Below are 22,417 nucleotides of genomic sequence, written 5' to 3'. Positions count from 1 at the left end.
TAACGCTGGCGTCGCTAAGCCTGAACCCTCGATCCCGGTTCAGAGGCTCCCCGTGAGTACGTCGCTTCGCACAAGACTATCATCCCTCCGCTACGCCGCATCCGCACTCACACTGCTGCTGGCAGGCTGCGTGAGCGGCCCGGACCACGTTCCCCCCGAGATGCCGCTTCCCGCCAAATTCGAAGAGGGCAGCAGCAAGAGCAACGGCAATGTCGTAACGGCTGAATGGTGGACGGCCTATCGCGACAAGAAGCTCGACGGGCTGGTCGCTCACGGCCTCAGCGAGAATCTCGATGTGCTGCAGGCGCTCGAGAGCATCAACTCGGCTTCCGCCAACGTCACGGTTGCCGGTGCAGGCGGTCTGCCGAGCCTGAGCCTGGATGCATCGCACACGGTATCAGGCGAAAAGGGGCGGCTGCGTTCGACGGTCGGCACCACGAATACGTCAGGCGGCGAGGCCAGCCTGTCCTGGCTGCTTGATGTCTTCGGCCAGTACCGTCGCTCGAAGGAGAGCGCCATTGCCTCGCTCGGGGCCGCCTATGCGACGGCCGACAATGCGAAGCTCACCTTTCTGAAAGATTTGGTCGAGAGTTATATCGACGCCCGCTACTATCAGGAGCGGATTGCGCTCTCACAGGCGAATTTGAAGTCCCGTCAGCAGACTTACGAACTCACGCAGCTGCAGCTGAAAGCCGGTGCAGCCTCCCGCCTCGACGTCGTTCAGGCGGAAGGCCTGGTACAGTCGACAAAGGCCGACATTCCCGGCCTTGAACAGAGTTTTACCGAATCGGCCCATCACATTGCCACTCTGCTCGGAATGCCGGCGGCTTCGCTGACGGACGAGCTGCGCAAGAATACAGGCCAGCCGGTGTTCCGCGGCGACATTCGTGCCGGCATTCCGGCTGATCTCATTCGCAACCGTCCCGATATAAGAAAGGCTGAACGCGAGCTTGCGGCGGCTGTGGCCGATATCGGTGCAGCGCAAGCCCAGCTCTACCCGTCGATCTCGCTTTCCGGCTCGATTTCGCCGAGCTGGGTCAGATCCTCGGGTGCGAGCGGCGCAAGCCTGACCAGCTGGTCGTTCGGCCCGACGCTCAACCTGCCGATTTTCGATGGCGGTAAATTGCGGGCCAATGTCGACATCGAGAAATCCGATGCCAGAACCCAATATCTGGCGTGGAAAGCGGCCGTGCTGAACGGGGTGGAAGAGGTCGAGAACGCGCTTTCGGCCGTTCGCCACGATACGCAGACGCTGGAACCGTTGCGCAGGCAGGTGCAGACGGCGCAGGAATCGCTGGCGCTTTCGACCACGAGCTACAAGGATGGCGCCTCGTCGTTGCTCGATGTCCTGGATGCGCAACGCTCGGTTTCAGATGCTCAGGAAAGCCTTGCTGCCACCGTGCAGCAGGTCGCCAAGGATTATGTCGACCTCTATGTCGCCATCGGCGCCGGTTACCTTGAGCCGGAACATGCCACCTCCAAGCAAACCGCAAAACCGGGCTGATTGATGGGAGGTTGGGCCTATCGTCCGGCGCTTTCCAGAATGCGCAGCGCAAGTTTGAGATGCGGCAAGTCAAGCATGCGTCCGTCAAGCTGAATGACGCCGGCATCGGGCCTCGCCGCAAAGGCGGCGGCGACTTTCTCGGCCCACGCGATCTCGGCGGTGTCAGGTGTGAAGGCGTGGTTGATCGCTTCGACCTGGTCCGGATGGATTGCCATCATGCCGGAAAAGCCGTCGCGCCGGCCGCGGCCGGCATAGGCTCTGAGACCGTTGAGATCGCGGAAATCGGGATAGATGGTATCGATTGCCGCAACGGCGGCGGCATGGGCTGCGAACAGCGTGAGCGAGCGCGCTAGCTCGTAAGGCGGGGTATAACGGCCGTCGGTTCTGCGTGCGGTCGAAGCCCCCATCGCGGCGGGCAGATCCTCGGCGCCCCAGGTCAGGCCGCAAAGGTTCGCCGAGACGTCCCGATAGCTGCCGATCTCGAAGATCGCGGCCGGCGTTTCCGTCGCGATCGGCAAAACGGGAACGGCCGGCGTCAACGAGGCTGCGAGTTTGCGCACGGAAACGGCCCCCTCGGCCTTCGGCAACATGATCGCGAAGGGATGAAGACCGTTCAAAGCGGCAAGATCGCCTTCGAATTCGGGGGAAGTCAGGGGATTGATGCGGATCAGCAGAGCGGTCTTGCCGGTATGGCGGAGGACGAACTCGTGCACGGCCTCCCGGGCTCGCGGTTTGTTTGCGGATGCAACCGAATCTTCCAGATCGAGAATGACGGCATCGGCGCGTGAGGCGAGCGCTTTGTCGAAGCGTTCCGGCCGGTCGCCGGGCACGAAGAGCAGCGAGCGCAGCCTCATGACGGTTTCCCCTTCAGCATCGCCGTGCGCAGGCACTGGCAGACGATCTCGTCACGCTGGTTCAACGTGACGTGCCGGAAGGTGACGATGCCGGCATCGGGGCGGGAGTTCGAGCGGCGCAGCTCCGTCACCTCGGTTTCCACCCGCAGCGTATCGCCGATGAAAACAGGCTTTGGCATCGTCACCTTGTCATAGCCGAGATTGGCGACGAGCGTGCCGAGCGTGGTGTCGCCGACCGAAAGGCCGATGGTGAGCGCAAAGGTGAAGGTACCGTTGACGACGATGCGGCCGAATTCGGTGCCGGCGGCATAATCGGCATCGAGATGCAGCGGCTGTGGATTGTGGGACAGCGTCGTGAACAGCAGGTTGTCGGTCTCGGTGACCGTACGGCGGATCTCGTGGGCGATGCGGTCGCCGACTGCCCATTCGTCAAAATAGCGGCCGGCCATCACGCCTCCTCCTTGATGACGCTGAGGAGCAGCTGATTTTCCGAAACCCGGACGCCCGTGGAAACCTGCAATTTCCCAACGATGCCGTCGAAGGGCGCGCGCAGCGCATGTTCCATCTTCATCGCTTCGACCGTCAGCAGACGATCCCCCTTGGCGACATGATCGCCTTCGGCGACTTCGACTGAAATGACGAGACCAGGCATGGGCGAGAGGATCGCGCCGTCGCCCGCACCCTGGCTTGCCTCGACCTCGCCCGCATGGGGCAGGCCGATCGGCCAGGCATTGCCGGCGTCGAAAAGCACGGTCTTCTCGTCGATCTCGACGGCATTCGCCTCAAGGTCGGGGCGTACGCGCCCCCAGTGGAGGTGACCGTCGATGCGCACCCGAACGCGGCCGTCGCCTGGCCCGGCGATGCGAAAACCGGTCAGCGCCGACCAGGGATCCTCATTCGCGGCCTTCGAAAGTGCCGTGGCCGCCTTGTCGATTGTCGTCTCATCCGGCTCCTTCGCCACTAGGCTTTCACCATGGCGGTCGAGGAAACCGGTATCGATCCGGGCGGCGCGAAAATCCGGGTCGGCGGCGATGCGGGCGAGAAGACCGGCATTGGATCTGACCGGCCACACCTCGATGCCGGCGCAGGCGGCGGCCAGCTTCGACAGCGCGGTCTCGCGGTTCGGCCCATGCGCAATGATCTTGGCGATCATCGGATCGTAGAAGGCGGTGATCTCATCGCCCTGTTCGACGCCGCTGTCGATGCGCACCGCCTCCGGAAATTTCAGATGTTCGAGCCGGCCGGTCGAGGGCAGGTAGCCGGCGGCGGGATTTTCGGCATAGAGCCGGGCTTCGAAGGCCCAGCCGTTCATGGCGATCTCGTTCTGGCTTTTCGGCAGCGGCTCGCCGTTCGCGACCTCCAGCTGCCAAAGCACCAGATCCTCGCCTGATATCGCTTCAGTGACGGGATGCTCCACCTGCAGGCGCGTGTTCATCTCCATGAACCAAATACGGTCAGGACGCAGGCCTTGCGATGCATCGGCGATGAATTCGATCGTGCCGGCGCCGACATAGTTCACCGCTTTTGCGGCCTTCACCGCCGCATCGCAAATCGCCACGCGCGTGGCGGCATCAAGCCCCGGCGCCGGGGCTTCCTCGATGACCTTCTGGTGGCGGCGCTGCAGCGAACAATCGCGTTCGAAGAGGTGGACGCAGTTGCCGTGCTGGTCGGCGAAGACCTGCACCTCGATGTGGCGCGGATTGGCGATATAGCGTTCGATCAGGACGCGGTCGTCGCCGAAGGAGGCGGCGGCCTCACGGCGGCAGGAGGCGAGAAGCTCGCTAAAATCCTGCGGACGGTCGACGCGGCGCATGCCCTTGCCGCCGCCGCCGGCGACAGCCTTGATGAGCACGGGATAACCGATGGTGTCAGCCTCGGCCGCCAACCTTTCCTGGCTCTGATCCTGCCCGAGATAACCTGGAGTGACCGGCACGCCGGCTGCCTGCATCAATCGCTTGGCGGCGTCCTTCAGCCCCATCGCCCGGATTGCGGCCGGGGGCGCGCCGACCCAGATGATGCCGGCCTTCTCGACCGCTTCGGCAAATTCGGCATTTTCGGAGAGGAAACCATAGCCCGGATGGATCGCGGCCGCACCGGTCTTGCGGGCGGCTTCGAGGATGCGTGCCTCAGACAGATAGCTTTCGCGGGCCGGCGGCGGCCCGATGGCGATCGCCTCGTCGGCTTCTCTGACGAAGGGCAGGCCGGCATCGGCTTCGGAATAGACGGCGATGGTGCGGATGCCGGCAGTCTTTGCCGTGCGGATGATGCGGCGAGCGATTTCGCCCCGGTTGGCAATGAGAATGCTTTCCATCACATCGCGCCTCACATCCGGAACAGGCCAAAGCGCGGCCCTTTCGGGATCGGCGCATTCAGGCAGGCGGAAAAGGCAAGACCCAGCACATCGCGCGTCTGACTGGGATCGATGATGCCGTCGTCCCAGAGGCGGGCGGTGGCATAATAGGGATTGCCCTCCGCCTCGTAGCCGGCGCGGATCGGCGCTTTGAAGGCTTCTTCGTCGTCGGCTGGCCAGTCCTCGCCACGCGCCTCCATCGCGTCGCGGCGGATGGTGGCGAGCACGGAGGCGGCCTGTTCGCCGCCCATGACGCTGATGCGGCTGTTCGGCCAGGTGAAGAGGAAACGCGGGCGATAGGCGCGGCCGCACATGCCGTAATTGCCGGCGCCGAAGCTGCCGCCGATGATGACGGTGACCTTCGGCACCGTCGCGGTGGCGACCGCCGTCACCAGCTTCGCCCCGTCCTTGGCGATGCCGCCCGCCTCATAGCGGCCGCCGACCATGAAACCGGAGATATTCTGCAGGAACAGCAGCGGCACGCGGCGCTGGCAGGCGAGCTCGATGAAATGCGCGCCCTTCAGCGCGCTTTCGGAAAAGAGCACGCCATTATTGGCGATGACGGCGACCGGCACGCCCCAGATACGGGCAAAACCGCAGACCAGCGTGGAACCGTAGAGCGGCTTGAACTCGTGCAGTTCCGAGCCGTCGACGATCCGGCCGATCACCTCGCGCACATCATAGGGCGAGCGCACGTCATCGGGGATGAGGCCGAGGAGATCCTGGGGATCGAGTTTCGGCGGCCGCGGAGGCTGGATATCGATATCGACCGATTTGACGCTGTTGAGGCTGGCGACGATGTCTCGCACCAGAAGCAGCGCATGTTCGTCATTCTCGGCGACATGATCGACGACGCCGGAGCGGCGGCCGTGGGTTTCGGCGCCGCCGAGCTCTTCGGCCGAGATGATTTCGCCGGTCGCGGCTTTAACCAGCGGTGGGCCGGCGAGGAAGATCGTGCCCTGATTGCGCACGATCACCGTTTCATCAGACATGGCCGGCACATAGGCGCCGCCGGCCGTGCAGCTTCCCATCACGCAGGCGATCTGCGGAATGCCTTCGGCCGACATCTGCGCCTGGTTGTAGAAGATGGCGCCGAAATGGTCGCGGTCGGGAAAGACCTCGGCCTGATGCGGAAGATTGGCGCCGCCGCTATCGACCAGATAGAGGCAGGGCAGCCGGTTCTGCAGGGCGATCTCCTGTGCCCTCAGATGTTTCTTCACCGTCATCGGGAAGTAGGCGCCACCCTTCACCGTCGCGTCATTGGCGACGATCATCACCTCACGGCCGCAAACGCGGCCGATGCCGGAAATGATGCCCGCACCCGGCGCCTCGTCGCCATACATGCCATTGGCCGCCAGCGTGCCGATCTCCACGAAAGGGCTGCCGGCATCGAGCAGGAGCTGAATGCGGTCGCGCGGCAGGAGCTTGCCCTTGCCGGTATGGCGCGCGCGCGCCGTCTGCGATCCGCCCTCGCGCGCTTTCGCCGAACGCGCGTAGAGTTCGTCGACGAGGGCTTTGTTCTTGGTGGTATTGGCTTTGAAGCTTTCGCTGTCGCGATCGATCGCAGTCGAAATCACCGTCATGATGCGATGAGCTCCCGCCCGATCAGATAGCGGCGGATCTCGTTGGTACCGGCGCCGATATCGTAGAGTTTGGCGTCGCGCAGGAAGCGCTCGACCGGCCATTCCTTGGTATAGCCGGCGCCGCCAAGCGCCTGGATCGCCTCGAGCGACACTTTCACCGCATTCTCGCTGGCAAAAAGGATCGCGGCGGCCGCGTCGGTGCGCGTCGCGCGGCCGGCATCGCAGGCCCGTGCCACGGAATAGACATAGGCGCGCGCCGAATTTAGCGCGACATACATGTCGGCGATCTTGCCCTGCATCAGCTGGAAATCGCCGATCGGCTTGCCGAACTGCTTGCGATCCCGCACATAGGGCAGCACGACATCGAGACAGGCCTGCATGATTCCGAGCGGGCCGCCGGCGAGCACGGCGCGCTCGTAATCAAGGCCGGACATCAGGATTTTCACGCCTTCTCCCTCCCGGCCCATCAGCGCCTCGGCCGGCACCTCGCAATCCTGAAAGACCAGTTCGGCCGTATCGCTGCCGCGCATGCCGAGCTTGGAGAGTTTCTTGGAGACGCTGAAGCCGGTCAGGCCCTTTTCGATGATGAAGGCGGAAATGCCCTTCGGACCGGCTGTGGGATCGGTCTTGGCATAGACGACGAGCACGTCGGCATGCGGCGCGTTGGTGATCCAGAACTTCGTGCCGTTCAGAATATAGCGGTCATCCTTTTTCTCGGCGCGCAGCCGCATTGAGACGACATCGGAACCGGAGCCCACCTCCGACATGGCAAGCGAGCCGACATGGTCGCCCGAGATCAGCTTTGGCAGATAGCGGCTTTTCTGTTCCGCCGAGGCCCAGCGGCGGATCTGGTTGACGCAGAGATTGGAATGAGCGCCATAGCTCAGGCCAACGGAAGCCGAGGCACGCGAGACCTCCTCCATGGCGACGACGTGCTCGAGATAACCGAGACCGGCGCCGCCGAATTCTTCCTCCACGGTGATGCCGTGCAGGCCGAGCGCGCCCATCTGAGGCCAGAGCTGACGCGGAAATGTGTTGCTTTCGTCGATCTCCGCAGCCAGCGGAGCAATATGATCGGCGGCAAATCGCGCCGTCACTTCGCGGATCGCATCCGCGGTTTCGCCGAGCGAAAAATCAAACATGGCACTCCTCCCGCTGAAATATGTAGCGCGGGTTGCGGCAGGTTCAAAGTGTCTGCCAATGATGCGGATGAGAACGCCAATTTCTTGAAAATATGGAAAACATGGAATATATGGAACTCAAACAGGAGACGCTATTCGATGCGACAGTTTACGACAGGTGATCTCAACAAACAGGTCGGGGACGTCACCGATGCTGCGAGCCGCGAGCCGGTCGTTCTCACTCGCCACAACAAGCCCCGTTTCGTGCTGATGAGCTACGAGCATTATGAGCGTATGCGCAGTAGCAACGACTCGCGTCGCGCGCTAAGTACCTCGCAGATGCCGGACGAGCATGCCGAATTGTTTGGCGCGGCGATTGAGCGATTGGCACAGGGCGAAGGCTACGACGATGAGCCATGAGTTTCGTCCTGGTGAGCTGATAACTTATCCTTATCTCTGGGCATGGCAGCAGCAACGTGGCGAGACCGAGGGACGAAAACAGCGGCCCGTCTGTGTCGTGCTTGCAATCCGCAGTGCCAGTGATGGAAATACACACCTCGTTCTGCTGGCGATTACCACGCAGTCGCCGAAGGCGGGCAGGATCGCCCTGGAAATTCCCGATATCGAGCGGCGACGGGCCGGTCTTGGAGATCTCAAACAGAGCTGGATCGTCGTAGACGAATACAATTACGATATCGTCGAGCGCTCCTGGTACATTGAGCCTCATCAAGAGGTCCTCGGTCGCTTCAGCAAATCCTTTGTGATGAAGATTGCCGCCATGTTCTCGAAAGCGCGAAGTCAGTCGAGTCGGGTTAAGCGGTTCGACTGACTTACGTTGAATTCTCCGCTTCCTCTCGACGGAAGGCCTCGGGACTCTTGCCCATCCATTTCCGGAAGGCCCGGAAGAAGGCGCTGGGTTCGGAATAGCCGAGTTGCACGGCGATCTCGCCGATCGTTTTCGAGGTGTTCAGCAGCAGCTCGACGGCGAGATCACGGCGGATGTCGTCCTTGATGGCGGCGTAGCTCTGTCCCTCGTCGTGCAGCCGGTGGCGCAGCGTCGAGGGTGGCATGCGCATGTCGGCGGCGAGTTCGGCGAAGCTTCGCCACGTGGCCGGCGTCGCCTGGTTCAAGCGCCGGCGGACGGCGGCGGCGATGCCGGCATCGTAGCGGTAGCGCACCAGAATATTGGCGGGCGCGCCGCGCAGGAACTGTTTCAACGCCTGCTCGCTGCGTGAAATCGGCAGGTCGAGCAGGGTGCTGTCGAAGCCGAGACGGCTGATCGGTTGCGAGAAGCGCACCGGCGCGCCGAAGAACAGCCGGTAGTCGGCGCCTTGTTTCGGTTCGGCACAGCGGAAGTCGACGAGCCGGACGGGGATGCGGCGGCCGACCAGCCAACAGATGATGCCGTGCAGGATGATCCAGTAGGTGCGGTAGGCGAAGGCCGAGCGTGGGCTGCCCATATCCCTGAGCTCGATTTCGGCCAAGCCGTCGCGGATGACGAGCCTCCCTCTGGGATCGTCGAGTACGACATCGAGGAAGCGCAGCGCCCGGCGCAACGCTTGGCCGAGCGTCGGCGCATGCAGAGCACAATGGCAAAGCAGCGTGAAGCTGCCGCTGCGCATCGGCCGGCCGCCCATGCCGAAGAATTCGTCGTCGAGCTCGGCGGCGATTGCCAGCCAGAGCGCGCCATAAGTTTCGGCAGACACCGGCTGATCGACGACCGCCGGCAGGCCGACCCGCGCAAGGATTGGCGCCGCCGGCTTGCCGAGCCGCCGCAGGCTGTCGAGCGCCTCCTCGACGAAACCCGGCGCGATCATGCGTCGCTCGATCTCGGCCATCCCAACCTCGCTATGGCAAAACTGGCCGAAATAATGGAGCAGTTCTGTCATCGCTTGCAATAGCTGGAGCGAATAGAATCGTGACCGTCGGTGGCGCTCGGAGGAGGACGCAGCCGACAGGGAGGAACAGATTCATGCTGATCCGTGGGGCAAGTTTCATCGTCACCGGCGGCGGCTCCGGGCTCGGAGCGGCGACGGCGCGCATGCTGGTCGAAGCCGGTGGACGTGTGACGATCGCGGACCTCAATGTCGAAGCGGGCGAAAAGATCGCCCGGGAATTCGGCAGCGATGCCCGCTTCGTCAAGGCCGATGTGACCGATGGCGAGGCGGGAGCAGCCGTGGTCGCGGGGGCTGTCGAAGCCTTCGGCAGCCTGCGCGGTCTGATCAATTGCGCCGGGGTGGCGCCGGCCGAAAAGGTGATCGGCCGTGACGGGCCGCACCGCCTGGAGAGTTTTGCGCGCGCTGTCGGCATCAATCTGATCGGCACCTTCAACATGATCCGGCTTGCCGCCGCCGCGATCCAGACTGCGGCGCCGGATGGCGAAGGCGAACGCGGCGTGATCGTCAATACGGCCTCGGTTGCCGCCTTCGACGGTCAGATCGGCCAGGCGGCCTATGCCGCCTCCAAGGGCGGAGTGGCGGCGATGACCTTGCCGATCGCCCGCGAGCTTGCCCGTCACGGCATCCGTGTCGTGTCGATTGCGCCCGGCATTTTCGAGACGCCGATGATGGCCGGCATGCCGGCCGAAGTTCAGGCGGCACTCGGCCAGAGCGTGCCCTTTCCGCCGCGGCTTGGCCGGCCGGCGGAATTTGCCGGGCTGGTGCGCCATATCTTTGAAAACACGATGCTGAACGGCGAGGTCATCCGCCTCGACGGCGCATTGAGGATGGGCGCGCGTTGAGCGTCTGCCCCAAGGAGGAAACATGGCACTGCAGGATCCCATCGTCATCGTCGGCGCGGCGCGCACGCCGATCGGCAGTTTCCAGGGAGAGCTGAAGGAGGTGACGGCGCCGGAGCTTGGAGCAACGGCGATCCGCGCTGCACTGGAGCGCAGCCGTGTCGCGGCCGAGGCGGTCGAGGAGGTCGTCTTCGGCTGCGTGCTACCGGCGGGCCAAGGCCAGGCGCCGGCGCGCCAGGCGGCGATCGGCGCTGGCCTACCTTTCGCGACGGGGGCCAGCACCGTCAACAAGATGTGCGGCTCGGGCATGAAGGCGGTCATGATGGCTCATGACCTGATCGCTGCCGATAGTGCTTCGATCGCACTTGCAGGCGGCATGGAAAGCATGACGAACGCGCCCTATCTCCTTGACAAGGCCCGCGGCGGCTACAGGCTCGGCCATGGGCGTGTCGTGGATCACATGTTCCTCGACGGGCTGGAGGATGCTTATGACAAGGGGCGCTTGATGGGCAGCTTCGCGGAAGATTGCGCCGAAGCCTATCAGTTCACGCGCGAAGCGCAGGATAATTACGCCATCACCTCTCTGACGCGGGCGCAGAAGGCGATCGCGGACGGCTGCTTCGACAGCGAGATCGTGCCGGTGACGGTAAAATCAGGCAAGGCCGAGCAAGTGGCGAGCCGCGACGAGCAGCCGGGCAAGGCGAAGCTCGACAAGATCCCGACGCTGAAGCCCGCCTTTCGCGAGGGCGGCACGGTGACCGCCGCCAATTCCAGCTCGATCTCCGACGGCGCGGCAGCGCTCGTGCTGATGCGCCGCTCCGAGGCCGAGCGCCGCGGCCTTGCACCGCTCGCCACCATCCTCGGTCATGCCACACATTCGCAGGCGCCCAATCTTTTCGCCACCGCGCCGATCGGCGCGTTGCAGAAGCTTTCCGACCGAACCGGCCTGGCGCTTTCGGAGGTCGACCTCTTCGAAATCAACGAGGCTTTCGCCGTCGTCGCCATGGCGGCGATGCGCGATCTCGATCTGCCGCATGGAAAGGTGAATGTGCATGGCGGCGCCTGTGCCCTCGGCCATCCGATCGGCGCATCGGGCGCCCGGATTCTGGTGACGCTGCTTTCAGCATTGGAGCGCTACGACCTCAAGCGCGGCATGGCGGCACTCTGCATCGGCGGCGGCGAGGCGACGGCCGTCGCCATCGAGCGCCACTAGCGGGAAGGGGAGGAGCCACATGATTCTTTCCGAACTCCAGCAGCAGATCTCGGATCTCGCCCGCGACTTTGCCCGCGACCGGCTGGCGCCGGGGGCGGCCAGGCGCGATCGGGAGCATCTCTTTCCGCGCGAGGAATTGCAGGAGATGGGCGAACTCGGGCTGCTCGGCATGCTGGTGCCGGAAGCCTATGGCGGCTCGGATACGGGCGTCGTCGCCTATGCCGCGGCACTCGAGGAGATTGCCGCCGGCGATGGGCCATGCTCGACGATCATGAGCGTGCACAGCTCCGTCGGCTGCGTGCCGATCTTCAAATTCGGCACCGAGGAGCAGCGGCAACGTTTCCTGCCGAAGCTTGCCACAGGCGAATGGATCGGCGGCTTTGCGCTCACCGAACCGCAGGCGGGTTCCGATGCCTCGAACCTCAAGACCCGAGCCCGGCGCGATGGCGATCACTATGTGATCGACGGCGCCAAGCAGTTCATCACCTCGGGAAAGAACGGCAATGTCATCATCGTTTTTGCCGTCACCGATCCGGACGCCGGCAAGAAGGGCATCACCGCCTTCATCGTGCCGACGGATACACCTGGCTACGAGGTGATCCGCGTCGAGGAAAAGCTCGGACTGCATTCCACCGATACCTGCCAGATCGCCTTCAACGCGATGCGCATTCCTGCGGATTTGAGGCTGGGTGCGGAAGGCGAAGGTTATCGCATCGCGCTTGCCAATCTCGAGGGCGGGCGGATCGGCATTGCCGCACAGGCCGTCGGCATGGCGCGGGCAGCCTTCGAAGCGGCGCGCGATTACGCGAGGGAGCGAACGGCTTTCGGCAAGCCGATTTTCGAGCATCAGGCCGTCGCCTTCCGCCTTGCCGACATGGCGGTGCGAATTGAGGCGGCGCGACAGCTCGTCTTTCACGCCGCGTCTCTTCGGGAGGCGGGGCTGCCCTGCCTCTCCGAAGCGTCGATGGCGAAGCTCTTTGCCTCGGAGATGGCCGAGCGCGTCTGCTCCGATGCGATCCAGATCCACGGCGGTTACGGCTACATGGCCGATTATCCTGTCGAGCGCATCTACCGCGATGTGCGCATCTGCCAGATCTACGAGGGAACGAGCGACGTCCAGCGCATGGTGATTGCCCGCAATCTATAAGAACGACATCCGGTCCCGCTTCCGGGGAGAAGGGCAGGGCCGGCAAAGGGAGGAAAGAAAAAACATGGTGGATTCCGCTCGTTTGAGCCTGCACGTCCCCGAACCTGCCGTCCGCCCGGGCGGCCAGCCTGATTTTTCCAATGTCAAGATCGCCAAGGCCGGCTCCGTGCCGCGGCCGGAGGTCGATGTCGCGTCCGAGGATATCCGCGATCTCGCCTATTCGATCATCCGCGTCTTGAACCGTGACGGCGAGGCGGTCGGTCCCTGGGCCGGATCGCTCACCGACGAGGAACTGCTGACCGGGCTTCGCAACATGATGAAGCTGCGCGCCTTCGACGCCCGCATGCTGATGGCGCAGCGCCAGGGCAAGACCTCCTTCTACATGCAGCATCTCGGCGAAGAGGCCGTCAGCTGCGCCTTCCGCAAGGCGCTCAACAAGGGCGACATGAATTTCCCGACCTATCGCCAGGCGGGCCTCCTGATTGCCGACGACTACCCGATGGTCGAGATGATGAACCAGATCTACTCGAACGAGAGCGATCCGCTGCACGGCCGGCAGTTGCCAATCATGTATTCTTCCAAGGAGCATGGATTCTTCACCATTTCGGGCAATCTCGCCACCCAATATGTGCAGGCCGTCGGCTGGGCGATGGCTTCGGCGATCAAGAACGACAGCCGCATTGCCGCGGCCTGGATCGGCGACGGATCGACGGCGGAATCGGATTTTCACTCGGCGCTCGTCTTCGCCTCGACCTACAAGGCGCCCGTTATCCTCAATATCGTCAACAATCAGTGGGCGATCTCCACCTTTCAGGGCATTGCCCGCGGCGGCTCCGGCACCTTTGCCGCCCGCGGCCTCGGCTTCGGCATTCCGGCGCTGCGGGTCGACGGCAACGATTATCTCGCCGTCCATGCCGTCGCCCGCTGGGCGGCCGAACGCGCCCGGCGCAATCTCGGGCCGACGCTGATCGAACATGTCACCTACCGCGTCGGCGCGCATTCGACCTCCGACGATCCGAGCGCCTATCGGCCGAAGACGGAATCGGAGGCCTGGCCGCTCGGCGATCCCGTGCTACGGCTGAAGAAACATCTGATCGTCAAGGGCGTATGGTCGGAGGAGCGGCATGTGCAGGCGGAAGCCGAAATCGCCGATGAGGTGATCGAGGCGCAGCGCCAGGCCGAGGCGCATGGCACGCTGCATGCCGGCGGCAGGCCTTCGGTGCGCGATATTTTCGAGGGCGTCTATGCCGAGATGCCGGCGCATATCCGCCGGCAGCGGCAGAAGGCAGGGTACTGACATGGCCAGGATGACGATGATCGAGGCCGTGCGCAGCGCCATGGACGTCTCGATGGCGAAGGACGACAATGTCGTGGTCTTCGGCGAGGATGTCGGCTATTTCGGCGGCGTCTTCCGCTGCACCCAGGGCCTGCAGGCAAAATATGGCAGGACGCGCTGCTTCGATACGCCGATCAGTGAATCCGGCATCGTCGGCACGGCGATCGGTATGGCGGCCTATGGGCTGAAGCCCTGCGTCGAGATCCAATTTGCGGACTATGTGTATCCTGCCTATGACCAGCTGACGCAGGAGGCGGCGCGCATCCGCTATCGATCGAACGGCGATTTCACCTGCCCGATCGTCGTGCGCATGCCGACTGGCGGCGGCATCTTCGGCGGCCAGACGCACAGCCAGAGCCCGGAAGCGCTTTTTACCCATGTCTGCGGGCTGAAGGTGATCGTGCCGTCCAATCCCTATGACGCCAAGGGCCTGCTGATCGCGGCGATCGAGGATCCCGATCCGGTCATGTTCCTGGAGCCGAAGCGGCTCTATAACGGTCCCTTCGACGGTCATCACGAGCGGCCGGTGACGCCCTGGTCGAAACACGATCTCGGCGAGGTGCCCGACGGCCATTACACCATCCCGATCGGCAAGGCCGAGGTGCGGCGCGTGGGATCGGCGGTGACCGTCATTGCCTATGGCACGATGGTGCATGTGGCGCTGGCTGCGGCGGAGGATGCCGGCATCGATGCCGAGGTGATCGATTTGCGAAGCCTGCTGCCGCTCGATCTCGATACGATCGTCAAATCGGTCACCAAAACCGGCCGCTGCGTCGTCGTGCACGAGGCGACCTTGACGTCGGGCTTCGGCGCCGAGGTCGTGTCGCTGGTGCAGGAGCATTGCTTCTATCATCTCGAAGCGCCGGTCGTGCGCGTCGCGGGCTGGGACACGCCCTATCCGCATGCGCAGGAATGGGACTATTTCCCCGGTCCCGGCCGGGTCGGGCGGGCGCTTGCCGAAGTCATGGAGGCCTGAGCCATGGGCGAATTCATCATCAAGATGCCCGATGTCGGGGAAGGAGTGGCCGAGGCCGAGCTGGTGGAATGGCATGTGAAGCCGGGAGATCCGGTCCGCGAGGATATGGTGATCGCCGCCGTGATGACCGACAAGGCGACGGTGGAAATTCCCTCTCCCGTCGATGGCACCGTTATCTGGCTCGCCGGCGATATCGGAGACCGCGTCGCGGTCAAGGCGCCACTGGTGCGGATAGAAACGGCGGGAGGTGCCGGCGAGGCCCAACCGATGCGGATCTCGCAGGCGCCGACCGCCGAAGTGGTCAAAGCGGAAATCGCGAGACCCGCCCCGGCAACGCCGGTCTCAGCGGCGCCGGCTTCTGCCGCGCCGTCCGCCGAAAAGCCGCTTGCCGCTCCCTCCGTTCGGCTCTTTGCCAGGGAAAGCGGCGTCGATCTCAGACAGGTGCAGGGGAGCGGGCCGGCCGGACGTATCCTGCGTGAAGATGTCGAGCAATTCCTCGTGCAAGGCGCTGCTCCTGTCCTCCTCAAGGGTGGATCCGTCAAGAAGACAGCGACCGAGGAGATCAAGCTCACCGGACTGCGGCGCCGCATCGCCGAGAAGATGGTGCTGTCCACCTCGCGCATTCCCCACATCACCTATGTGGAGGAAGTGGATATGACGGCGCTCGAGGAGCTGCGCGCCACCATGAACGGCGACCGCAGGGAGGGCCATCCGAAGCTGACGGTCCTGCCGTTCCTGATGCGGGCGCTGGTCAAGGCCATTGCCGGGCAGCCGGAGGTCAACGCAACTTTCGACGACGATGCCGGCATCATCACGCGTTACAGCGCCGTGCATATCGGCATCGCCACACAGACGCCGGCCGGCCTGACCGTGCCTGTCGTGCGGCATGCGGAAGCCCGCGGCATCTGGGACTGCGCCGCCGAGATGGCCCGGCTGGCGGAGGCGGCGCGCTCGGGCACGGCGACGCGCGACGAGCTTTCCGGCTCCACCATCACCATCAGTTCGCTCGGCGCGCTCGGCGGCATTGTCTCGACACCCGTCATCAATCATCCCGAGGTGGCGATCATCGGCGTCAACAAGATCGCCACACGGCCCGTCTGGGACGGGACCCAGTTCGTGCCGCGCAAGATGATGAACCTCTCCTCAAGTTTCGATCATCGCATCATCGACGGCTGGGATGCGGCGACCTTCGTCCAGCGCATCCGCACGCTGCTCGAAACGCCGGCGCTCATTTTCATCGAAGGCTGAGCCATGAAGGAAATTGTCTGCAAGCTCCTCGTCATCGGCGCCGGCCCGGGCGGTTATGTCTGCGCCATCCGCGCCGGACAGCTCGGCATCGATACCGTCATCGTCGAAGCCGGCAAGCCGGGCGGCACCTGCCTGACGGTCGGCTGCATTCCCTCCAAGGCACTGATCCATGCGGCCGGGGAATTCGACGCCACGCAAAAAATGCTGGCCGGCAAGAACCCGATGGGCATCCGCATCGAAGGCGCCTCGATCGATCTCGCAAAGACGATCGCCTGGAAGGACGGTATTGTCGGCCGGCTCACCGGCGGCGTTTCGGGTCTGTTGCAGAAGGCGCGGGTGAAGATCGTCCATGGCCGCGCCCACTTCCGTGACGGCAAGACGGTGGAGGTGGAGACCGAAACCGGCCAGCAGGTCATCCGCGCCGAGAGCGTGGTGATCGCCACCGGTTCCGATCCGGTGGAGCTTGCCGATCTGCCTTTCGGCGGCCGCGTCATCTCCTCGACCGAGGCGCTGTCGCTGAGGGAACTGCCGAAAAAGCTCGTCGTGGTCGGCGGCGGTTATATCGGGCTGGAACTCGGGATGGCCTTTTCGAAGATGGGCTCGGAGGTGACGGTCGTCGAGGCGACGCCGCAGGTGCTGCCGCTCTATGATGCGGAATTGGTGCGTCCCATCATGCGCAAGCTGACCGAGAGCGGCATCCGGGTGCTGACGGCTGCGAAGGCGACGGGTCTTGCCGATAATGGCGAGGCATTGATCGTTGAAACGTCAGATGGCCGGCATGAGACACTCTCGGCGGATCGCATGCTTGTCACTGTCGGCCGCCGCCCCCGAACGGCAGGGTCCGGTCTCGAGGAGCTCGATCTCGATCGCGCCGGTCCGTATCTGAGGATCGACGATCAATGCCGCACCTCGATGCGCGGCATCTATGCGATCGGCGACGTGACCGGCGAGCCGATGCTGGCGCATCGGGCGATGGCGCAAGGGGAGATGGTGGCAGAAATCGTTGCGGGCAAGAAGCGGGGTTGGGACAAAAGATGCATTCCCGCCATCTGCTTTACCGATCCTGAGATCGTCAGCGCCGGCTTGTCGCCGGCGGAGGCGCGCGCGCAAGGATATGAGATCCGCACCGCCCAGTTTCCGTTCGGCGCCAACGGGCGGGCGATGACGATGGTCTCTGAGGAGGGCTTCGTGCGCGTGGTGGCCCGCGCCGACACCAATCTGGTTCTCGGCCTGCAGGCCGTGGGGGCAGGGGTCTCCGAACTCTCGGCGGCTTTTGCGCTGGCGATCGAGATGGGAGCGCGCCTGGAAGACATCGCCGGCACCATTCACGTCCATCCGACCCGCAGCGAAGCGCTCATGGAAGCGGCGCTGAAAGCTTTGGGAAACGCTTTGCACATCTGAGCCGGACTGCAAAGATCACGGGGTGGCGGCGTTGCGCCAGTTCTCTGGGGCGTGGCCTCATTTTGCTCCGAGGTTGATATCGAAACTGGATCAGTCATCAACGCCAGTGCCGTTCGATCACTTCGGCTTAATGGCCATTAGATTGCCCAGCTCCATCGGGAAGGGGAATAAAATCGTCGAAGTCTTCTCGCTGGCGATGACGTTCAAAGTGCTTAAGTAACGAAGTTGCATCGCCTCCGGCTGTTTGGCCAGAATTTCCGCCGCTTCCAGTAGCTTCGCTGCAGCTTGCTGTTCGCCCTCGGCATTGATGACCTTCGCGCGGCGTTCGCGTTCGGCTTCCGCTTGGCGAGCAATCGCGCGTATCATCGACTCGTTGATATCCACATGTTTGATCTCGACAGTGGCTACTTTAATTCCCCAAGCGTCCGTCTGAGCGTCGAGGATTTCCTGAATATCGGAGTTGAGTCTGTCGCGTTCTGCCAGCATTTCATCGAGGTCGTGCTTGCCGAGCACGGAGCGCAACGTCGTCTGAGCAAGCTGGCTTGTTGCCATCATGAAATCCTCGACCTGTATTGTCGATTTCTCGGGGTCAATGACCCTGAAGTAGATCACCGCGCTGACACGAACCGAGACATTGTCATGTGAGATGACGTCCTGGCTAGGGACATCGAGTACGCGCGTGCGCAAGTCGACCCGGATCATCTGCTGGACATAGGGAATGAGCAGAATCAAGCCGGGTCCCTTGACTCCGGTAAAGCGGCCAAGTGTGAACACGACGCCGCGTTCATATTCCCTCAGGATCTTAACTGCGGATGCGAGGATGGCGACCGCAATGACAATGGCCACCAAATAGAAGGCAAGATCTGCAAACATATCCATGGCTTCTCCTCCTGCGTTCTTGAGTGCCGCTAGGTGTTCTTAGGACTGCTGGCGACCTCGAGCGCCAGCCCATTGCGGCCCGTCACCCTGACAGGGTCACCAGCAACAAGGGGTTCGGCGGAAACCGCCTTCCAGCGTTCGCCATGGGCGATGACGTACCCGGTGAGCCCCGTCCAACTCTCAACTTTACCGGAAATGCCAATCATCTCCTCCGCACCGGTGGCTACCTGGCGCAAGCGCGAGGTGAATGCCAGGCGAGCAACGACAAGGCTAAAGGCAAGAGTCGCAACTGCAATTGCGCCGAGTAGAGGGCGCGACACCTCCAGGCCGGGTATATCGGTATCAAACAAGATGGTCGCTCCCAGGATCACGGCTACCCCGCCGCCAATGCCAAATGCGCCGAAGCTTGGCGAATGCGCCTCAGCCACAGTCAATCCTACGCCGAGCAAAATAAGCCCAAGGCCGGCAAAACTCACCGGCAGCAATGCCAGGGCATAGAGACCAAGGAGGAGGCAGATGCCGCCGATCGTGCCGGGAAGCATTGTCCCAGGTGCGAGAAATTCGAAGATCAGGCCATAGATACCGACCATCATCAGGATGATTGCGATGTTCGGATCGGTAATGACGGAAAGCAGGCGCGTGCGCCAGTCAGGCTCGAATTCCTGTACGGCCAAACCGGCGGTATCGAGCCGGACCTCCGTTTGACCGACCCGCACCATGCGGCCCTGCGCCTTTGCAAGGAGATCGTTGACATCAGCTGCCGTGAAATCGATGGCATGTTCGCGCTCTGCCGCTGTGGATGAAAGGCTTGCAGCTTCGCGGACAGCGCGCTCTGCCCAGTCGGCGTTGCGATTGCGCAATTCCGCAAGCCCACGAATGTAAGCGACTGCGTCGTTAACGGCTTTTGCTTCGTGGGCATTGCCTGGAGCTTCCGGCTGCTTGCCACTCGGTTCGCTCGGCTTCTTTTCGGGTTCCTCATCACCGCCGAAAGGCTTCACGCCGAGCGCGATTGGTGTCGCCGCACCCAAATTGGTCCCAGGGGCCATTACCGCAATGTGGCTTGCGTAGAGAATATAGGTGCCGGCGCTGGCAGCCCGTGCCCCGCTTGGCGCAACGAAACTCGCGACAGGCACCGGCGAGGCAAGGATCGCGCGGATGATTTCCCGCATGGAGGTGTCAAGGCCGCCTGGTGTATCCATTTGCAGGACGATCAAGACCGCTTCACGTTCGCCAGCACGCTGAATGCCTCGAACCACGTAGTCAGCAATAGCGGGCCCAATGGCGCCATTCACCTTGAGGATGACAGATGCGCGGTCAGACGCCGACGGTACGCCGAAGCCCCACGCGGAAAGCAGCAAAAACAACAAGGTGAAGATTGGCGGTTGCCATCGCCAACGCCTTAATCCCCGCGTGCCAATCGGCGGAACGTACATAGTATTTAATGTATGTCGGAAATCACAAAGAAAAAGACAGAGGTGTCAAAGCTCATGTTCAAGCCGTCTTATGCGCTCGTGAAGGCGAAGTGGGCTAAGCGCGTTACACGGATGCGAGCCGCATGGCCTATGTTTTTGAAGGTCGCTGGGCCGTCGACCCATCCACGATGCCATATCAATCACATTGCTTTAGGATCTTGCAGCCAAGCGAGAATATCCCGCTCGACGGGATGTCTTGCGCCAAACCACATGTCTACTGCTTCAATATTTGGCAACCAGATCATGCAATTCTGTAGGTCGTCAGCGGTTAGTTCTTCCGCTTCCATGACCCATGAGGGGTTTCACTCCGCGTCATCAAGCGCTGCGAGGAGCCTAAGGTCGCATGTCAGTTTCAGAAGATCAGAGATTGAATCTCCTCCAGCAGGCCAGCATTCTCGACACGCCGCCTACGCAAGAGTTCGATGCTATCGTGCGGCTAGCCTGCAGTATGTTCGACATGCCGATGGCGTTGGTTTCGTTCGTCGACGGGCATCGGCAGTGGTTCAAGGCCGAGCAGGGTCTCTTTTTGAAAGAGACGCCACGCGAGCATTCCTTCTGCAGCCATATCGTAGAGACGAAGTCACCGCTCGTCGTTAAAAACGCCGACAAGGATTCTCGCTTTTCCGGAAACACCTTTGTTACAGAGCGTTCGGTTCGGTTCTATGCAGGAGTGCCGCTATCGGAAGGGGAGACCTGCTACGGCAGCTTCTGCGTCCTCGACACCAAGAATCGCCGCTTCGGCGATCGGGATCTCGAACAGCTTCGCAGTTTGGCAAGCGTCGTCGTTGGCCTGATCCGGGAGCATCGACAGCAAAGCCTGCTGAGAGAACAGCAACGCGAATTGGAATTGAAGCAGGCCCGCTTCGAGCAGACCGAACGCTCTGCCAAGGTTGGCGGCTTCGAGATGGATCTCGAGACCGGCACGATCATTTGGTCCGACCAGATTTACCGCACCGTTGGATTGCCAGTCGGCAAACGCATGACCTCGGAGGAGGTGATCGGCTGCTATGCTCCCGAAGAGCGCGAGAGCGTCAGACGCAGGATACGCGATGTCCTCGATGGTTCTGCGGCCGGCATCGACAGGGAATATCGCATCATGACGCCAGAGGGGGAGGAGCGCTGGGTTCGTGTGGTCAGCGATATCGAGCGCTTGAGCGGCAAGCCCAGTCGTCTGTTTGGCATCGTTCAGGATGTTTCCGAAAAAGTGCGCTACGAGCAACGCCTGCTCCAGGCGGCCAATGCCGATCCTCTGACCGGACTTGCCAACCGGGCAGCCTACAATGCTCATATGGAGCGGCTCACAGCGGCCGCCGCTCCTTCCATCGGCTTGCTGCTGATCGACGTCGACCGCCTCAAGCAAGTGAACGATATCCTTGGCCATGCGACAGGTGACCTGCTGCTGAAAGGCGTGGCCTCACGCCTGGATGAACGCTTGGGAAAGCGAGGAAAGGTCTTTCGCCTTGGCGGCGATGAGTTCTCCGTTATCCTGGACGCGCCCGCAAGCGTACGCCGCATGGGTTCGCTCGCGCGCCACCTGATCGAATATATCGGTCGCCCTCTGGAGGTTGGGGGATCGATGATACATCCGGCGATAACCGTGGGTGGCGCGATTTCGGAGGGCGAAATGGATGCCGCAACGCTTTCGCAAAACGCGGACTTCGCCCTCTATCATGCCAAAGAAACGCGGCGTGGCAGCTATGTACACTACGAGCCCAGCCTGCGTTCGAGGATCGCGCGTCGCATACAGATCGTTCGGGAGGTGGAGTCGGCTCTTAGCGAACATCGGATGGTGCCGCATTATCAGCCGGTCGTTGGTTGTGCCGACGGTCAGGTCTGGGCGTTTGAAGCGCTTGTGCGAATGCAGCGTTCAGATGGCTCAATCGTGTCGGCGGCGCAATTTCACGAGGCGTTCACAGACCCAAGCGTTGCCCACCACATTACGACCCGCATGCTCGAGCAGGTCGCGGCCGACATTCGAAGCTGGATCGACCGCGGGCTGGAATTCGGGCGGGTCAGCCTCAACATAAGCGCCTCCGATTTCATGAGGGGCGACTTGGAAACCCGCATCGTTGCCGCCTTTGCGTCGAGAGGCATTCCGCTGGACAAGCTTGTGCTGGAGGTGACGGAAACGGTCTTCCTGCAGGGCCTGGAAGATACCGTTGCAACAACCCTGCAACGTTTGCGCAAGAAAGGCCTGACAGTGGCACTCGATGACTTCGGGACAGGTTATGCATCGCTGACGCATCTGCGAAGCCTGCCGGTCGATATCATCAAGGTCGACAAGAGCTTTATCGACACCATGCTCGTGGATGAATCGAGTCTCGCAATCGTTGAACTGGTGCTCAATCTGGCGCGGAAGCTCGATATGAAGGTCACGGCGGAAGGCGTAGAGAGCCATCGGCAGGCGATGTGTTTGCTGGAAATGGGCTGCACCACGCTGCAGGGCTATTTGTTCGGCAAACCCATGGGCCGCGAACATGTTGGCGAATACCTGTGCATGCCGAAAACCGGCGTGACGGAGAACGCCGACCGACCGCAGGAGGAACTGCGTCGTCTCCTCGGATAGCAGGGGGCGAGGTGCGCCACCGTCAGCCGC

At 62.7% G+C, this 22,417-nt stretch carries 19 protein-coding genes; 11 read left to right on the top strand and 8 right to left on the bottom strand.

Features of this window, described 5'->3' with window-relative positions:
• The first annotated feature begins 52 nt into the window (after positions 1-52).
• Positions 53-1,504 (top strand): efflux transporter outer membrane subunit, encoded by a 1,452-nt coding sequence (locus GGD53_RS16085; protein ID WP_184457609.1) that lies wholly within the window; start codon positions 53-55, stop codon positions 1,502-1,504.
• A gap of 17 nt (positions 1,505-1,521) precedes the next feature.
• Here the strand turns inward: GGD53_RS16085 and GGD53_RS16080 are convergent, their stop codons facing one another.
• From GGD53_RS16080 to GGD53_RS16060, 5 genes are read right to left on the bottom strand one after another with little or no spacing between them, the layout of a single operon-like run.
• Positions 1,522-2,358, bottom strand: a complete 837-nt coding sequence (locus tag GGD53_RS16080; protein ID WP_184457607.1) for an HpcH/HpaI aldolase/citrate lyase family protein — start codon at positions 2,356-2,358, stop codon at positions 1,522-1,524.
• Positions 2,355-2,807, bottom strand: a complete 453-nt coding sequence (locus tag GGD53_RS16075) for a MaoC family dehydratase (protein ID WP_184457605.1) — start codon at positions 2,805-2,807, stop codon at positions 2,355-2,357. The genes GGD53_RS16080 and GGD53_RS16075 overlap by 4 nt, the downstream gene beginning before the upstream one ends.
• Positions 2,807-4,672, bottom strand: a complete 1,866-nt coding sequence (locus GGD53_RS16070) for a biotin carboxylase N-terminal domain-containing protein (protein ID WP_184457604.1) — start codon at positions 4,670-4,672, stop codon at positions 2,807-2,809. Before GGD53_RS16070 ends, GGD53_RS16075 begins: the two co-directional genes overlap by 1 nt.
• An 8-nt stretch (positions 4,673-4,680) precedes the next feature.
• Positions 4,681-6,291, bottom strand: coding sequence for a carboxyl transferase domain-containing protein (locus GGD53_RS16065; protein ID WP_184457602.1), 1,611 nt, complete (start codon positions 6,289-6,291; stop codon positions 4,681-4,683).
• The gene (locus tag GGD53_RS16060; RefSeq protein WP_184457599.1) at positions 6,288-7,433 is read right to left on the bottom strand and encodes an isovaleryl-CoA dehydrogenase; all 1,146 of its coding nucleotides are present in this window, start codon (positions 7,431-7,433) and stop codon (positions 6,288-6,290) included. The genes GGD53_RS16065 and GGD53_RS16060 overlap by 4 nt, the downstream gene beginning before the upstream one ends.
• 138 nt (positions 7,434-7,571) lie before the next feature.
• Here GGD53_RS16060 and GGD53_RS16055 point away from each other — a divergent pair, with 138 nt between their 5' ends.
• Both GGD53_RS16055 and GGD53_RS16050 read left to right on the top strand, forming a co-directional pair.
• Complete coding sequence (locus GGD53_RS16055) at positions 7,572-7,832, top strand: type II toxin-antitoxin system prevent-host-death family antitoxin (protein ID WP_184457598.1); 261 nt, start codon at positions 7,572-7,574, stop codon at positions 7,830-7,832.
• Positions 7,822-8,241, top strand: coding sequence for a hypothetical protein (locus GGD53_RS16050; protein ID WP_184457596.1), 420 nt, complete (start codon positions 7,822-7,824; stop codon positions 8,239-8,241). Before GGD53_RS16055 ends, GGD53_RS16050 begins: the two co-directional genes overlap by 11 nt.
• 1 nt (position 8,242) lies before the next feature.
• On the opposite strand, the gene GGD53_RS16045 is transcribed toward GGD53_RS16050, so the two are convergent.
• On the bottom strand, positions 8,243-9,250 hold the full coding sequence (locus GGD53_RS16045) for an AraC family transcriptional regulator (RefSeq protein ID WP_246717796.1): 1,008 nt from the start codon (positions 9,248-9,250) through the stop codon (positions 8,243-8,245).
• 134 nt (positions 9,251-9,384) lie between these two features.
• Here GGD53_RS16045 and GGD53_RS16040 point away from each other — a divergent pair, with 134 nt between their 5' ends.
• The 7 genes from GGD53_RS16040 to lpdA all read left to right on the top strand — a co-directional run bounded on the left by GGD53_RS16040 (position 9,385) and on the right by lpdA (position 17,470).
• Entirely contained in the window at positions 9,385-10,152 is a 768-nt protein-coding gene (locus tag GGD53_RS16040) for an SDR family NAD(P)-dependent oxidoreductase (RefSeq protein WP_184457593.1), read from the top strand.
• Between the two features lie 22 nt (positions 10,153-10,174).
• A complete protein-coding gene (locus GGD53_RS16035; protein WP_184457591.1) occupies positions 10,175-11,362 on the top strand; it encodes an acetyl-CoA C-acyltransferase in 1,188 nt (395 codons plus the stop codon).
• A gap of 19 nt (positions 11,363-11,381) precedes the next feature.
• Complete coding sequence (locus tag GGD53_RS16030; protein ID WP_184457589.1) at positions 11,382-12,509, top strand: acyl-CoA dehydrogenase family protein; 1,128 nt, start codon at positions 11,382-11,384, stop codon at positions 12,507-12,509.
• A gap of 64 nt (positions 12,510-12,573) precedes the next feature.
• Positions 12,574-13,806, top strand: a complete 1,233-nt coding sequence (locus tag GGD53_RS16025) for a 3-methyl-2-oxobutanoate dehydrogenase (2-methylpropanoyl-transferring) subunit alpha (protein WP_184457587.1) — start codon at positions 12,574-12,576, stop codon at positions 13,804-13,806.
• A gap of 1 nt (position 13,807) precedes the next feature.
• Positions 13,808-14,821 (top strand): alpha-ketoacid dehydrogenase subunit beta, encoded by a 1,014-nt coding sequence (locus GGD53_RS16020; RefSeq protein ID WP_184457585.1) that lies wholly within the window; start codon positions 13,808-13,810, stop codon positions 14,819-14,821.
• 3 nt (positions 14,822-14,824) lie between these two features.
• Entirely contained in the window at positions 14,825-16,069 is a 1,245-nt protein-coding gene (locus GGD53_RS16015; RefSeq protein ID WP_184457582.1) for a dihydrolipoamide acetyltransferase family protein, read from the top strand.
• A gap of 3 nt (positions 16,070-16,072) precedes the next feature.
• Positions 16,073-17,470 (top strand): dihydrolipoyl dehydrogenase, encoded by a 1,398-nt coding sequence (gene lpdA, locus GGD53_RS16010; protein WP_184457580.1) that lies wholly within the window; start codon positions 16,073-16,075, stop codon positions 17,468-17,470.
• A 117-nt stretch (positions 17,471-17,587) separates the two neighbouring features.
• Here the strand turns inward: lpdA and GGD53_RS16005 are convergent, their stop codons facing one another.
• Together GGD53_RS16005 and GGD53_RS16000 are read right to left on the bottom strand one after the other, a co-directional pair.
• On the bottom strand, positions 17,588-18,349 hold the full coding sequence (locus GGD53_RS16005; RefSeq protein ID WP_064811845.1) for a slipin family protein: 762 nt from the start codon (positions 18,347-18,349) through the stop codon (positions 17,588-17,590).
• Positions 18,350-18,378: 29 nt separating this feature from the next.
• On the bottom strand, positions 18,379-19,782 hold the full coding sequence (locus tag GGD53_RS16000; protein WP_184457578.1) for an NfeD family protein: 1,404 nt from the start codon (positions 19,780-19,782) through the stop codon (positions 18,379-18,381).
• Positions 19,783-20,164: 382 nt separating this feature from the next.
• On the opposite strand from GGD53_RS16000, the gene GGD53_RS15995 reads away from it, so the two are divergent.
• Positions 20,165-22,387, top strand: coding sequence for an EAL domain-containing protein (locus tag GGD53_RS15995; protein WP_184457577.1), 2,223 nt, complete (start codon positions 20,165-20,167; stop codon positions 22,385-22,387).
• Positions 22,388-22,417: the final 30 nt, after the last annotated feature.

The organism is Rhizobium aethiopicum, from assembly GCF_014197535.1.
Lineage (GTDB): Bacteria > Pseudomonadota > Alphaproteobacteria > Rhizobiales > Rhizobiaceae > Rhizobium > Rhizobium aethiopicum_A.
Note: the sequence above shows the minus strand (reverse complement) of the source record. Positions and strands in the feature narration are given on the sequence as shown.

Bases quoted from the DNA above. Each gene is read 5' to 3' on its own strand.
- GGD53_RS16080 (WP_184457607.1), bottom strand. From the start codon at position 2,358: ATGAGGCTGCGCTCGCTGCTCTTCGTGCCCGGCGACCGGCCGGAACGC.
- GGD53_RS16075 (WP_184457605.1), bottom strand. From the start codon at position 2,807: ATGGCCGGCCGCTATTTTGACGAATGGGCAGTCGGCGACCGCATCGCC.
- GGD53_RS16065 (WP_184457602.1), bottom strand. From the start codon at position 6,291: ATGACGGTGATTTCGACTGCGATCGATCGCGACAGCGAAAGCTTCAAA.
- GGD53_RS16060 (WP_184457599.1), bottom strand. From the start codon at position 7,433: ATGTTTGATTTTTCGCTCGGCGAAACCGCGGATGCGATCCGCGAAGTG.
- GGD53_RS16055 (WP_184457598.1), top strand. From the start codon at position 7,572: ATGCGACAGTTTACGACAGGTGATCTCAACAAACAGGTCGGGGACGTC.
- GGD53_RS16050 (WP_184457596.1), top strand. From the start codon at position 7,822: ATGAGCCATGAGTTTCGTCCTGGTGAGCTGATAACTTATCCTTATCTC.
- GGD53_RS16045 (WP_246717796.1), bottom strand. From the start codon at position 9,250: ATGGCCGAGATCGAGCGACGCATGATCGCGCCGGGTTTCGTCGAGGAG.
- GGD53_RS16040 (WP_184457593.1), top strand. From the start codon at position 9,385: ATGCTGATCCGTGGGGCAAGTTTCATCGTCACCGGCGGCGGCTCCGGG.
- GGD53_RS16035 (WP_184457591.1), top strand. From the start codon at position 10,175: ATGGCACTGCAGGATCCCATCGTCATCGTCGGCGCGGCGCGCACGCCG.
- GGD53_RS16030 (WP_184457589.1), top strand. From the start codon at position 11,382: ATGATTCTTTCCGAACTCCAGCAGCAGATCTCGGATCTCGCCCGCGAC.
- GGD53_RS16025 (WP_184457587.1), top strand. From the start codon at position 12,574: ATGGTGGATTCCGCTCGTTTGAGCCTGCACGTCCCCGAACCTGCCGTC.
- GGD53_RS16020 (WP_184457585.1), top strand. From the start codon at position 13,808: ATGGCCAGGATGACGATGATCGAGGCCGTGCGCAGCGCCATGGACGTC.
- GGD53_RS16015 (WP_184457582.1), top strand. From the start codon at position 14,825: ATGGGCGAATTCATCATCAAGATGCCCGATGTCGGGGAAGGAGTGGCC.
- lpdA (WP_184457580.1), top strand. From the start codon at position 16,073: ATGAAGGAAATTGTCTGCAAGCTCCTCGTCATCGGCGCCGGCCCGGGC.
- GGD53_RS16005 (WP_064811845.1), bottom strand. From the start codon at position 18,349: ATGGATATGTTTGCAGATCTTGCCTTCTATTTGGTGGCCATTGTCATT.
- GGD53_RS16000 (WP_184457578.1), bottom strand. From the start codon at position 19,782: ATGTACGTTCCGCCGATTGGCACGCGGGGATTAAGGCGTTGGCGATGG.
- GGD53_RS15995 (WP_184457577.1), top strand. From the start codon at position 20,165: ATGTCAGTTTCAGAAGATCAGAGATTGAATCTCCTCCAGCAGGCCAGC.